This is a genomic window from Bradyrhizobium sp. HKCCYLRH3061 (genome assembly GCF_051168015.1).
Classification (GTDB): Bacteria; Pseudomonadota; Alphaproteobacteria; order Rhizobiales; family Xanthobacteraceae; genus Bradyrhizobium.
The window spans coordinates 64,687-76,760 of sequence record NZ_JBNPUE010000006.1; the positions used below are offsets into that span (position 1 = coordinate 64,687).

The following is a 12,074-nucleotide window of genomic DNA, read 5'->3' on the forward strand; positions in this document are numbered from 1 at the left end:
TACGCTGCGCTAATCCGCCCTACGGGTTTTGAGCGTAGGGCGGATTAGGCGAAGCCGTAATCCGCCGCAAATCTTGAATCCATACATCCTCAGCGAGTAGGCTTACGTCGGTCATCTCGACGCGGACCATGCTCCATGCCCAACTATCGACGCGCATTCGTTCCGGGCGGATCCTGGTTCTTCACCGTGAACCTTCTCGACCGACGCCAAGCTCTGCTGATCGAGCACATCGACGTCCTGCGGTCTGCCGTCGCCGCTACCAGGCGCCGTTTTCCGTTCGAAATCGATGCCTTTGTCGTGATGCCGGATCATCTTCATGCGGTCTGGACCCTGCCACCTGACGATGCCGACTTCTCAACACGTTGGCGGCTGATCAAGAACCGTTTTGCGCGAGCACTCCCGAAGACAGAGGACCTCACTCCACGTCGCACCGCCAAGGAGGAACGCGGCATCTGGCAGCGCCGGTTTTGGGAGCATCTCATTCGCGACGAGGAAGATTATGCCCGGCACGTGGAGTATTGTTACATCAATCCGGTGAAGCATCGCCTGGTAAGTCGAGTGGAGGACTGGCCGCATTCGTCCTTCCACCGAGACGTGCGTGAAGGAGTATTTCCGGCAGATTGGGCTGGCGATGTCGATGTGAACGGGACTTACGGCGAGCGTTGACCGGATCAGGCTGTCATGAAACTCTCGCGCTGGACAAGGGCGGATTACGCGAAGCCGTAATCCGCCGCGTCTCTCCGCGTCAGTGTCCGTTCGGTCCAGCGCGTGCCCGTCGCCCAAATCACGCTTCTCTCCGCAAATCCTGTCCAGCCCTTCGGATAAAAATAAATCGCTGGAGGTTTCGCAAAATCAGCAGTATGGTCCCGCTCGTTCCGTTGCGTCGGAAGGGGACGTATCGCGGTCGTCACGGACGTCGGCAGCGGAATGCGATGGGCGGGTCGGGTCGCAGCGTGGCGGATGCCGCGCCGACGAACGATCCGGCACGCACGGTCAAGTCGCACGGTCCTGACACCCCGACGCTGGTGTCACGCCTGTGCCGGCGCTCACGCGCCGCGCGGGCAACGGTGGCCAGAAAGCCCGGTGCACCGGGGAGACTGCGAAGCAGCCGTAAAGCCATCGCGCAGGGAGGGCCGGGTGTGTTCGGCCAGACCTGTGGTACCTGCCGCCTGCATTTTTTTCGCAGGCGGGCCACGGGCGCGGCCAGCGCCCGGCCTTCCCTGCGCCCTCCACCAAGAGGGCGATGCTGTGATCAAAGCTCGGACGCAACGCGCGCCGCGAGATCGCGTAGGCTTATGCGGAAGTCCTGTCGGATGTTGTCCTGATGAAAGATACCACAGGCGTCATTTGCGAGCGGAGCGAAGCAATCCAGGATCCTTCAGAGAGGCAGTCTGGATTGCTTCGTCGCTGCGCTCCTCGCAATGACGGGAGTGTGGGGCAGGCCCTTTGCCCAAACACCAGCGTCATCGCCCGGCTTGCCGCCTTCGCTGAAGCTGCGGCGCGCCCAAAGTGCTCTTGGCCGCGTCAAAGCCGAAGGCGAAGACGGGACCGGGCGATCCAGTAAAGGGAGATGGCTGTGATTGATCGAGGCGCCGCGGCGTACTGGATTCCCCGCTTTCGCGGGGAATGACAGTGGAATTTGATGATGACGTTCTTGCCGTACGAGAGACGATATCAGTCGAACAGGCTCGACACCGACTCTTCGGCAGCGGTTCGCCCGATCGCCTCGGCGATCAGCGGCGCGATCGGCAACGTGCGGATGTTCGGCGCGTTGCGGACGGCTTCGGTCGGCATGATGGAGTCAGTGATGACGAGCTCCTTCAGGCGCGAGGAGGTGATGCGGCTCGCCGCTCCACCGGAGAGCACGCCGTGGGTGATGTAGGCGTAGACGTCCTTGGCGCCGTGCTTGAGAAGCGCATCGGCCGCGTTCACCAGGGTGCCGCCGGAGTCGACGATGTCATCGACAAGGATGCAGGTGTGGCCGGAGACTTCGCCGATCACGTTCATGACCTCGGACTCGCCGGGACGCTCGCGGCGCTTGTCGACGATGGCGAGCGGCGTGTTGATGCGCTTGGCGAGGCCACGCGCGCGCGCCACGCCGCCGACGTCGGGCGATACGACCATGAGGTTGGAGAGATCGAACCGATCCTTGATGTCGCGCACCATCAGCGGCGAAGCATAGAGATTGTCGGCCGGGATGTCGAAAAAGCCCTGGATCTGCAAGGCATGCAGGTCGAGCGTCATGACGCGGTCGACGCCGGCATGGGTGATCAGGTTGGCGACGAGCTTGGCCGAGATCGGCGTGCGCGAGGCAGATTTTCGATCCTGCCGCGCATAGCCGAAATAGGGCACCACGGCGGTGATGCGGCGCGCGGAGGCGCGGCGCAGCGCATCGGTGATGATCAGGAGCTCCATCAAGAGGTCGTTCGCCGGATAGGACGTCGATTGAATGATGAAGACGTCGGAGCCGCGGACGTTCTCCTGGATCTCGACGAAGATCTCCATGTCGGCGAAGCGCCGGACCACCGCCTTCGTCAGCGGCAGCCCGAGCTCAGCGGCGATGCCGGCGGCGAGAGCCGGATTGGAGTTGCCGGCGACGAGTTTGATGGAGCCGTTCTTGGCCGACATCGTGAATTCTCCTCGCGTCTCGCTGGAGACCTTGTTCAGCATATCGGGCGATCCATGGAACCGGCAGTTTTGCACGGGCGAGGTGATATCAAGGACACCGCGCGCATGGCAACCCGCCGCAAGTGTTTTTCCCGGTCAAACGGCTGTTTTTCCCGGTCAAAAACGGCGCAAAATGCGCCTCCTTGCCTAATGGTCGGTGTAGCCGAGGGCGGCGACGCTGGTGCCGCCGGACGCCGGCGATGCGGGCTCGGCCACGGCGACCGCAGGGCCGCGGGTGGCCGGTGCCGCCGGTGGCGCGCCGTCGGCGGGCGCGGTGCCGTTCAGCATGTTCGAAAGTCCGCTGAAGCCGGCCTGCGCGATTTTCCGAAGCACCATGTCGTCGACATTGTTCCACGGATCGCGGCCGCTGCGTCCGACCGGCTCTTCGCCCGACAGCCGCAGCGCGCGCTGCTGATTGCGATCGTAGACGTCGAACACCCAGGCGATCACGCCCTTGCCGCCGACGACCTGGGCGGAGAGATAGGTGCGGACACGATACGCTGCAGGAGCCTCGCGCGACACGATGGCGAGGCTGCGCAGCTTGGACTCGCTGTCGAGCACGCTGACCATGCGGTCGAAGATCTGCGGCGGCGGGCCGTCGATCTGCTCGAAGGCGATCGTGGCGTTATCCGATGCAGGCGCCATCGCGTAGGCGTTGGACGGACCGCCGCTGGTCGCGCAGCCGCCGAGCGCTGCAGCGGACGTGATCAGCAAAACGGCAACGCAGGCGTGCTGCGCAGCGCGGCTGATCCGTCGAAGTGGTGTCGGCGCTCCCCTCATCGTCGGGAGCGATATCGTTAAAATCGATTAACGTCTAGGTCGCGGCTGCCACAGATTGGGACAGAGTGCATTCAGTTGTACAGAAAGGGTTAAGCAATCCACATGCGGCCACAATCGCGCCCAGCTTCAGCCTTCGAGCATGATGGCATGGACGTGCCGGCCATAGTCCGGCTCGTTGCGATGGACCGAGCGGCGGTAACTGAAGAAGCGCTCGTCGACATAGGTGTCGAGGCCGATATCGTCGATCAGCAGTACGCCGGCGTTTTCCAGCCGCATCCGGATGAAGCCGGCCAGGTCGAACATCGCGTGGCCGTCGCGCGTCGACGGCAGGAAGAAGCGCGCGTGCTCGGCGTCGTCGTCGAGGAAGCGCGTGACGAACTCGGCGCCGACCTCGTAGCTCGGCTGGCGGATCAGGGGGCCGATCGCGGCAATGATCCGGCCGCGCTCTGCGCCGAGCTCCTCCATCGCCTGCAGCGTGGCTTCGAGCACGCCGGTGAGCGCACCTTTCCAGCCGGCATGGGCCGCGCCGATGACGCGCTTATGCGGGTCGACGAACAGGATCGGCCCGCAATCGGCCGTGGTGACGCCGATCGCGAGATTCGGCGTCGCGGTCACCAGAGCATCGGCCTTCGGCCTGACGGGGCCGTCCCAGGGCCCGGTCGCAACCACGACGTCGGGCGAATGGATCTGGTGCACGCTGAGGAACTGGTCGGGCGCGACGCCGAGATGGGCGGCCATGCGGCGGCGGTTTTCCCGGACGTTCTCCGGCACGTCATTCGATCCGAGCCCGCCATTGAGGCCGGCATAGATGCCGTCGGAGACGCCGCCCTCGCGGGTGAAGAAGGCGTGGCGCAGGCCAGGGACCGCGGACATCACATCCGATGATACCAGCATCACGCGCCTCCCGTCTTCTCGTTGGTGTGCTCGTCGCTGATGCCCGCCAGCACCGGAATGGCCGGATCGGAGATGCCGAGCACCTTGAACAGCGACCCCATTCCGCCGCGGCCGCCGCCGGTCAGGCGCTTCAGCCCGCTCGCGATGTCCTCCGAGACTTCCGGCGAGGCCTTCTGCATCAGGGTCAGCGCGCGGGTTTCGATGCCGAGCCGCTGCAGGAACTCGCCCTGCGTGACCGGGCCGTGAACGCGCGCGCCGACGGCTTCCGCGGCCCGCGCCAGCGCGTCGAAATCGACATGGGCGGTGATGTCGGCAAGCCCCGGTGTCTTCAGGGGATCGGCGAAGCTATGGCGGGCGATGGCCTGGAAGGTGTCGCCGACGTCGCTGCGCACATGGCCGTAATCGATGATGACGGCGGCGCCGCGCTGGTCGCGGATGCGCCTGGCGATGGCCATCATCTCCATGTTCGGCCGCCATTCGAAGATCGCGCCGGCCGGCGCGGCGCGCACCAGCGGCGGCAGCAGCAGCTCGAAGCCGGGCGTTGGATCCGCAGCCGCGCCGTAGACGAAGTTCTCCTCGTCGTCGAGCTCGACCACGCGCTCGTGCCAGCCGGTCTCGCGCCTGATCATCTGGTGGATCGGCAGCACGTCGAAATACTCGTTGGCGAAGATGACGCTGGGGCCCTCCGGCACCTCGTCGAAGCTCTCGTGCCAGTTGATGTTGCGCAGGCCGGTCAGCGTCGCCTTCTGCTTTTCGCGCAGGACAGGATTGACCTCGACCAGGTGGACCGAGATCGTCTGGTACAGCGGCGGCAGCACGCGCAGCGCCCGCAGGGCATCCGACATCATGGTGCCGCGGCCGGGTCCCAGCTCGATCAGCCGGAATTGCTGCGGCGATCCCGTCGCCTTCCAGATCGAGGCCGCCCACAGCCCGAGCAGCTCGCCGAACATCTGGCTCACTTCGGGGGAGGTGGTGAAGTCGCCCTCGCGTCCGAGCGGATCGCGCGAGACGTAGTAGCCGTGCTCCGGATGCATCAGGCACAGCTCCATGTAGCGCCAGACCGGCATCGGGCCGGACGCCTTGATCAGCCGCTTGATCTCGGTGTGGAGCGGAGAGGTTTCGATCACGGATTGGCCTGCAGCGGGGGAGTGGCTTGACGACTCTCAGGCCTGCGGAGCGCCCGCGCCACCAGGATGGCGCCGATGATCAGCATCGGCACCGACAGCACCATGCCCATGGTCAGGCCACCCCAGAGAAAGCCCAATTGCTTGTCGGGCTCGCGGAACAGCTCGCTGGTGATGCGCGCCACGCCGTAGAGGGTGATGAAGCTGCCGAGGATCAGGCCGGGCCGTTTCAGCGCGCCGAACCGGATCATGATCGCCAGCACGATGAACAGCACGATGCCTTCGAGGCCGGCCTCGTAGAGCTGGCTCGGATGGCGCGGGAGGTGGGTCGGATCGCGCGGGAAGATCATCGCCCAGGGAACGCTTGCATCGGCGGCACGGCCCCACAGCTCACCATTGATGAAATTGGCGATGCGGCCGAGCAGCAGGCCGATGGGCGCGACCGCGGTGGTGACGTCGCCGAGCGAGATGATCGGCAGGCCGTTGCGGCGGGCGAACCAGATCACGGCGAGCACACAGCCCATGAAGCCGCCATGAAACGACATGCCGCCGTTCCACAGTTGGAAGATCTCCAGCGGGTGCTCGATGAAGAACGGAAGGTTGTAGAACAGCACGTAACCGGTGCGGCCGCCGAGGATGATGCCGATCGTGACCCACAGGATGAAGTCGTCGAGCTGGACCAGCGACACCGGCGCCGGGCCGCCCCACAGCCGCTCCTTCTTGAGCAGCGAGCGCGCGTAAAGCCAGCCGATGACGATGCCGCAGATATAGGCCAGCGCGTACCAGCGGATCGCGAACGGGCCGATGGCGATCGCAACCGGATCGAACACGGGGAAATCGATGAGGAGAGGCGTCATTCACTGGCTTTCGTGGGCACGGCGTCCCGCTTCCGGAAGCCCGCGGGCGATGCGGGCTTCGAACGAGCTCCGCCACATGAACGGGCGCGGCGCGATGTGATCTCAGGGCTGCTCATACCAGCGCCGCGGGCCGGCGCAACAAGTACGATGACAAGGAAACCAAGGCATGACAAGACGGCCCATCTTGCGGGCGGCGACAGGGATCGCCATTCTGTCTTCCATCATCGTGCTCGTCGCGGGACGCGGAGTTTCTCACATGACTCAGACCAACAACCGGTTTTTCGACGAACTCGGCCGCCTGATGAACGATGCCGCAGGTGCCGCCCAGGGCATGAAGCGGGAGGTCGATTCCGTCATCCGCAACCAGGCGGAAAAGATCCTGAACGATCTGGACATCGTGAAGCGCGAGGAGTTCGAGGCGGTCAAGGACATGGCCCGGCTCGCCCGCGAGGAGAACGAGGCGCTGAAGGCGCGGATCGCGGCGCTGGAGGCCAAGCTGGGTGGCGCGGCCGGCACGCCGCCGGGCGCCGGCAGCGCGGACGGCTGACCCGCGCGCGAAATACCTCCGGAGAGTTGGTGGGATGAAGGGGCCGCCGGTCCCTTCATTTCCTTGTCATTTCCGCAGTTTGCCGCTAGAACGCCGCCACGTCCGCGGCCCCCGCACCCCTGGAGGCTTGCCGAAGGACGTCCAGCAACGGGCCGCATCGCGGCCTTTAACTTTTTAAAACAAGGACTTAACACGATGGCGACCGTCAGAGAACTGAAGGCGACCGCCCGTCCGTCAGTCGGCAAGGGGGCCGCACGGGCAGAGCGTCGCGCCGGGAGAGTGCCCGGAGTGATTTATGGAGACAACCAGCCCCCGCTGCCGATCTCGGTGGAAGACCGCGAGCTGCGCCAGCGCATCCTCGCAGGCCGGTTTCTGACCACGATCTTCGACGTCACCCTCGACGGCAAGAAGCACCGGGTGATCCCGCGCGACTTCCATCTCGATCCGGTCAAGGACTTCCCGATCCACGTCGACTTCATGCGGCTCGGCCAGGGCGCGACCATTCGCGTCAGCGTGCCGCTGCACGTGGTGGGCTCGGAAGGCGCGCCGGGCGTGAAGCGTGGCGGCACGGTCAACATCGTGACCCACACGCTCGACCTCGAGTGCCTCGCGGAGAACATCCCGCAGTTCATCGAGGCCGACGTCAGCGCGCTCGAGATCAACCACTCGCTGCACATCTCCGACGTCAAGCTGCCGACTGGCGTGAAGACGCTGTCGCGCGACGACGCGACGCTCGTCACCATCGTGCCGCCGTCGGGCTATGGCGAGGAGCAGAAGGCTGCTGCTGGCGCTGCCGCGGCTCCCGCCGCTGCTGCTCCGGCTGCCGCTGCGAAGGCTCCCGCGGCCGCGGCCAAGGCGCCGGCTGGCGGCGACAAGAAGAAGTAAGCCGTTCCGCTTCTGGGAAGCGCGGGCGGGTCCCGTGCTTCCCGAAGCGACGGCGGGTGCGGATGCCGCGTCATGCTGCTGTTTGTCGGCCTCGGCAATCCCGGCGCGAAATATGCGCGCAACCGGCACAATATCGGCTTCATGGCCGTTGACGAGATCGCGCGGCGTCACCGCTTCTCGCCGTGGCGGCGCAGGTTTCAGGGCGAGACGTCCGAAGGCACACTCGACTCCGAGCGCGTCATTCTCCTGAAGCCGACCACCTATATGAACGAATCCGGCCGCGCGGTGCAGGAAGCGGCCAGCTTCTTCAAGCTCGGCGTCGGCGACGTCACCGTGTTTCAGGACGAGCTCGAACTGCAACCGGGCAAGCTGCGCGTGAAGGTCGGCGGTGGCATTGCTGGTCATAACGGACTGCGTTCGATCTCGGCGCATCTGGGCAACGACTACCGCCGCGTCCGGCTCGGCATCGGCCATCCCGGCGTCAAGGAGCTGGTGCATGGGCACGTGCTGTCGGACTTCGCCAAGTCCGACATGCCGTGGGTCGAGGCGTTGTGCGAGGCGGTGGCCGACAATGCTGAATTGTTGACCGGCAAGCGCGACTCCACCTTCGCCAACAAGGTGCATCTGGCGCTGCAGGCCAAAGGTTTTCTGGACAAGGGCGACGCCGGCGCCGCGTGAGCGCTTCGGGCGTTGTCCAAAAGGATGCGGGACGGGTCATGGGATTCAAATGCGGGATCGTCGGGTTGCCCAACGTCGGCAAGTCGACGCTGTTCAACGCGCTGACGGAGACGGCGGCCGCGCAGGCGGCGAACTATCCGTTCTGCACCATCGAGCCGAATGTCGGCGAGGTCGCTGTGCCCGATCCGCGGCTCGAGAAGCTCGCGGCGATCGCCAAGTCCGGCCAGATCATTCCGACGCGGCTCACGTTCGTGGACATTGCAGGCCTCGTGCGCGGTGCCTCCAAGGGGGAGGGCCTCGGCAACCAGTTTCTTGCCAACATCCGCGAGGTCGATGCGATCGCCCATGTGGTGCGCTGCTTCGAGGATTCCGACATCACCCACGTCGAGGGCAAGATCGCCCCGCTCGCCGACATCGAGACCATCGAGACCGAACTGATGCTGTCCGATCTCGACAGCCTCGAGAAGCGGGTCGACAACCTCTCCAAGAAGGCAAAGGGCGGCGACAAGGACGCCAAGGAGCAGTACGAGCTCGTTACCCGTGCTCTCGTGCTGCTGCGCGACGGCAAGCCGGCGCGGCTGCTGGAGCGCAAGCCCGAGGAGGAGCGCGCCTTCGGCATGCTCGGACTGCTCACCTCCAAGCCCGTGCTCTACGTCTGCAATGTCGAGGAAGGCTCGGCCAAGGACGGCAACAGTTTCTCACAGGCGGTGTTCGCGCGCGCCAAGGAAGAGGGGGCGGTCGCGGTCGTGATCTCGGCCAAGATCGAATCCGAGATCGCGACGCTGTCGCGCGAGGAGCGGGTGGATTTCCTGGAGACGCTCGGGCTCGAAGAGGCTGGTCTCGATCGGCTCATCCGCGCCGGCTATCAGCTGCTCGACCTGATCACCTACTTTACCGTCGGTCCGAAGGAAGCGCGCGCCTGGACCATTCACCGCGGCACCAAGGCGCCGGCGGCGGCTGGCGTCATTCACACCGACTTCGAGAAAGGCTTCATCCGCGCTGAGACCATTGCCTATGCCGACTATGTCGCGCTCGGCGGTGAGGCTGGCGCGCGCGAGGGCGGTAAGCTGCGCCTCGAAGGCAAGGAGTATGTCGTCGCCGATGGCGACGTGATGCACTTCCGCTTCAACAACTAAGGCCGCATGGGCGGCTACATCCGCCCCTGTTCGCGGATTGCGCCGAGGTGCTCGTTGATGCGGAAGACGATCAGCACGAACTCGGCGATGATGCGCGAGAACACCATGCCGACGATGATGCCGGCGAGCGACGACAGCAGCATCAGAAAACCGCCGAACGGGCTGATCGCCATTTCGGAGAGGCCCGTGAAAATGCCGCGAATTCCCGACAGGATGATCAGCGCAATCACGAGCCAATAGAACGTCTTGATAATGGTGGGCGTGATGAAGCGGTCCCACTGGAACAAATCGCGAAATTCCAACATCCTGATCCCCCGGCCACGTCCGAATCGGTCGTCAAATCCGTCTTTAAGTCGTGCTCGAATTGCGCGCCAGACGGCATCGGCGGCAGCCGAATTCATTCCGGTATATGGCGCCTTCTGGCACTCTCTTGCGACTGGACCGGGCGTCAGCCATGCGAGCGGCCCGGTTGTGATTGCTGCAAAGTGCGGCCACAATCGGGCTTCTTTCAGCCATTCCCAACCTCATGACCCTCACCTTCGAAGATTTTCCGCAAGGCCCGTTCGGCAGCTTCGGCCCGCGACACGTCACCCGCGATGAGATCATCGCCTTCGCGTCTGAGTTTGATCCGCAGCCGATGCATCTGGACGAACTGGCCGCCTCGCAGTCGATGCTCAAGGGCCTGTCCGGCTCGGGCTGGCACCTCTGCTCGCTGATGATGCGCATGATGTTCGACGGCTTCATCGGCCGCACCGCCTCGCTCGGCTCGCCGGGCGTCAACGAGGTCAGGTGGTTGTCGCCGTTGCGTCCTGACGATGAGCTGATGCTCGATGTGGAGGTTCTGGAAGCGCGGGTGTCGCGGAGCCGGCCGTCGACGGGGATCGTCACCTTCAAGTGCAGCGTGCGCAACGAGGCGGGCTTGAGACTTTGCGAGATGGTCTCTCCGATCATCGTCGAGCGCCGCGAGAGCCGCGAGCAGGTGGGCTGATGCGCTTCTTCGAGGATCTTCAGGTTGGCCAGCGCCGCGAGCTCGGCTCCTACACGTTCACGGCCGATGAGATTAAGCGCTTCGCCGTTCAATTCGATCCGCAACGCTTTCACCTCGACGAGGAAGAGGGGCGCCGATCGCTGTTCGGCGGGCTCGCGGCATCGGGATGGCACGTCGGCTCCGTCTGCATGAAGCTGATCGTCGCAGACAACCAGCGTCTCCTGGAGATCGCGCGCTCGCGCGGCGAGCCGGTCGTTCTCGGAGGTCCTTCTCCCGGCTTTCGTGAGCTGCGCTGGCACAAGCCGGTGCTTGCAGGCGATACGATCAGCTTCTCGAGCGAGATTGATTCGCTTCGCGAGTCGGCCTCGCGCCCCGAATGGGGCATCCTGCAAGCGCGCAACACCGGCATCAATCAGCGCGGCGAGCTGGTGTTCTCGGTGCTTGCGTCGGCCTTTGTCCCGAGGCGGAACAACGGTTGAGGCGAAAAGGTCACGCTTCGTAGGATTGTCGGCACGGAACGAAGTTCGCGCTAACGCATTCTGAACTCGGACTCTATAAGACAGCCAATCAGGGATCAGGATGTGGGGGATGAGTATGGCAGATCGCGGTGGTCTGAAACTCCTCGGCTTTATCTTTGCCAGCGTGACGCTCGCGGTGATGCTTGCGACGGGGATGGTCGTGAAGGGCTATGCCGACGGCTCGTATTCGCTCGAGACGTCTGCGACGATCAACGAGTGACGGCTTAACTACTCGTTAACCAGAACGGACCGGGCGGTCCTGTTCGCAGAGGCGGTCTAGCGGCTCCAGATGAGCACCATGACCGCCATGGCCACCAGCAGCAATCCGACGAAGCGGACCATGATGATCCCGATCCGATGAGGCTCAGGCCTCAGGGGAATCGGATCGGTGTTGTCTGGCCGGATCGTTTCCATGAAAGCGACATCCCCCTGACGCAAGCTGCCCGCCACGAGAGCGGCGGGAGTTGGTCGCGGGAGGGCCGCGGCGCGTTTAAGGACGTGGCGCTGCAAAGACGAAAACCGCCGCGCGATGGCTCGCACGGCGGTCCGCTTCAAGCTCCGGAAAGAACGATCAGCTGCTGCGCAGGCCGTCGGCGGCGCGCTTCCACTGCGTCACGTTCTCGGCGATGGCCCGGGTCGACTTCATCGCCGCCTGGCTGAGCTGCGCATAGCTCGCGATCTCGCGCTGCACCCGCTGGCCCTCGGCATGCAGCAGCTCGCGCAGGCTCTCGAGCTCCCCGATCAGGTTCTCGATCTCCGACAGCGAGGTGCCGGCGACGCGCTGGATCAGCGTGGTGACGCTGTTCACCGCTGCATCGGCGTCGATCGAGGCCTCGGCCGTGGCGGCCGCATTGGGGCGGCGCAGATAGGCGATATCGTTACGGACGAAATCACGAATGCCGGCCTCGACTTCGGAGACCGCGGCCAGATCCGTATCCAGCTCGGCTTCAGTTCCTTCGATCTTGTCCGGACGAATGACATTCATCGGCTAATTCCTCAT

The 12,074-nt window shown here is 64.7% G+C and carries 16 protein-coding genes; 8 read left to right on the plus strand and 8 right to left on the minus strand.

The features are described from left to right. Nucleotides 1–135 precede the first annotated feature (135 nt). Nucleotides 136–666 carry an REP-associated tyrosine transposase gene (locus tag ACQR2C_RS12605; protein WP_434881256.1) on the plus strand — a complete coding sequence of 177 codons (531 nt, stop codon included), beginning with the start codon at nt 136–138 and terminating at the stop codon, nt 664–666. 1,008 nt (nt 667–1,674) lie between these two features. On the opposite strand, the gene ACQR2C_RS12610 is transcribed toward ACQR2C_RS12605, so the two are convergent. The 5 genes from ACQR2C_RS12610 to lgt form a co-directional block, all read right to left on the minus strand. After that, a complete protein-coding gene (locus ACQR2C_RS12610) occupies nt 1,675–2,628 on the minus strand; it encodes a ribose-phosphate pyrophosphokinase (RefSeq protein ID WP_315803270.1) in 954 nt (317 codons plus the stop codon). Nucleotides 2,629–2,814: 186 nt separating this feature from the next. After that, nucleotides 2,815–3,447: a hypothetical protein gene (locus ACQR2C_RS12615; protein WP_434881257.1), complete on the minus strand. Its 633-nt coding sequence runs from the start codon at nt 3,445–3,447 to the stop codon at nt 2,815–2,817. A gap of 126 nt (nt 3,448–3,573) precedes the next feature. Beyond that, entirely contained in the window at nt 3,574–4,320 is a 747-nt protein-coding gene (pgeF, locus tag ACQR2C_RS12620; protein ID WP_434881352.1) for a peptidoglycan editing factor PgeF, read from the minus strand. 20 nt (nt 4,321–4,340) lie between these two features. Beyond that, nucleotides 4,341–5,468 carry a class I SAM-dependent methyltransferase gene (locus ACQR2C_RS12625; protein WP_434881258.1) on the minus strand — a complete coding sequence of 376 codons (1,128 nt, stop codon included), beginning with the start codon at nt 5,466–5,468 and terminating at the stop codon, nt 4,341–4,343. Then, nucleotides 5,465–6,322: a prolipoprotein diacylglyceryl transferase gene (lgt, locus tag ACQR2C_RS12630; RefSeq protein ID WP_315803274.1), complete on the minus strand. Its 858-nt coding sequence runs from the start codon at nt 6,320–6,322 to the stop codon at nt 5,465–5,467. The genes ACQR2C_RS12625 and lgt overlap by 4 nt, the downstream gene beginning before the upstream one ends. A 256-nt stretch (nt 6,323–6,578) precedes the next feature. Between lgt and ACQR2C_RS12635 the strand changes: the two genes are divergently transcribed. The 4 genes from ACQR2C_RS12635 (at nt 6,579) to ychF (ending at nt 9,568) form a co-directional block, all read left to right on the plus strand. Further along, a complete protein-coding gene (locus ACQR2C_RS12635) occupies nt 6,579–6,869 on the plus strand; it encodes an accessory factor UbiK family protein (protein WP_315714079.1) in 291 nt (96 codons plus the stop codon). A 195-nt stretch (nt 6,870–7,064) separates the two neighbouring features. Beyond that, complete coding sequence (locus tag ACQR2C_RS12640; RefSeq protein ID WP_315803275.1) at nt 7,065–7,754, plus strand: 50S ribosomal protein L25/general stress protein Ctc; 690 nt, start codon at nt 7,065–7,067, stop codon at nt 7,752–7,754. 72 nt (nt 7,755–7,826) lie between these two features. Next, entirely contained in the window at nt 7,827–8,432 is a 606-nt protein-coding gene (pth, locus tag ACQR2C_RS12645; protein ID WP_316177557.1) for an aminoacyl-tRNA hydrolase, read from the plus strand. Between the two features lie 38 nt (nt 8,433–8,470). Then, nucleotides 8,471–9,568: a redox-regulated ATPase YchF gene (gene ychF / locus ACQR2C_RS12650; RefSeq protein ID WP_315803277.1), complete on the plus strand. Its 1,098-nt coding sequence runs from the start codon at nt 8,471–8,473 to the stop codon at nt 9,566–9,568. 14 nt (nt 9,569–9,582) lie between these two features. Here ychF and ACQR2C_RS12655 read toward each other — a convergent pair whose 3' ends face one another. Beyond that, entirely contained in the window at nt 9,583–9,873 is a 291-nt protein-coding gene (locus ACQR2C_RS12655) for a DUF4282 domain-containing protein (RefSeq protein ID WP_315714083.1), read from the minus strand. A 221-nt stretch (nt 9,874–10,094) separates the two neighbouring features. Here ACQR2C_RS12655 and ACQR2C_RS12660 point away from each other — a divergent pair, with 221 nt between their 5' ends. The 3 genes from ACQR2C_RS12660 to ACQR2C_RS12670 all read left to right on the plus strand — a co-directional run bounded on the left by ACQR2C_RS12660 (nt 10,095) and on the right by ACQR2C_RS12670 (nt 11,294). Continuing rightward, nucleotides 10,095–10,556 (plus strand): MaoC family dehydratase, encoded by a 462-nt coding sequence (locus tag ACQR2C_RS12660; protein WP_315803278.1) that lies wholly within the window; start codon nt 10,095–10,097, stop codon nt 10,554–10,556. After that, the gene (locus ACQR2C_RS12665) at nt 10,556–11,035 is read left to right on the plus strand and encodes a MaoC family dehydratase (RefSeq protein ID WP_434847890.1); all 480 of its coding nucleotides are present in this window, start codon (nt 10,556–10,558) and stop codon (nt 11,033–11,035) included. Before ACQR2C_RS12660 ends, ACQR2C_RS12665 begins: the two co-directional genes overlap by 1 nt. A gap of 109 nt (nt 11,036–11,144) precedes the next feature. Further along, nucleotides 11,145–11,294 carry a hypothetical protein gene (locus ACQR2C_RS12670; protein ID WP_315714401.1) on the plus strand — a complete coding sequence of 50 codons (150 nt, stop codon included), beginning with the start codon at nt 11,145–11,147 and terminating at the stop codon, nt 11,292–11,294. A 56-nt stretch (nt 11,295–11,350) separates the two neighbouring features. On the opposite strand, the gene ACQR2C_RS12675 is transcribed toward ACQR2C_RS12670, so the two are convergent. Together ACQR2C_RS12675 and ACQR2C_RS12680 are read right to left on the minus strand one after the other, a co-directional pair. Continuing rightward, nucleotides 11,351–11,488, minus strand: coding sequence for a hypothetical protein (locus ACQR2C_RS12675; protein ID WP_434881259.1), 138 nt, complete (start codon nt 11,486–11,488; stop codon nt 11,351–11,353). A 157-nt stretch (nt 11,489–11,645) separates the two neighbouring features. Then, the gene (locus ACQR2C_RS12680; protein WP_434881260.1) at nt 11,646–12,059 is read right to left on the minus strand and encodes a hypothetical protein; all 414 of its coding nucleotides are present in this window, start codon (nt 12,057–12,059) and stop codon (nt 11,646–11,648) included. Between the last annotated feature and the right edge of the window lie 15 nt (nt 12,060–12,074).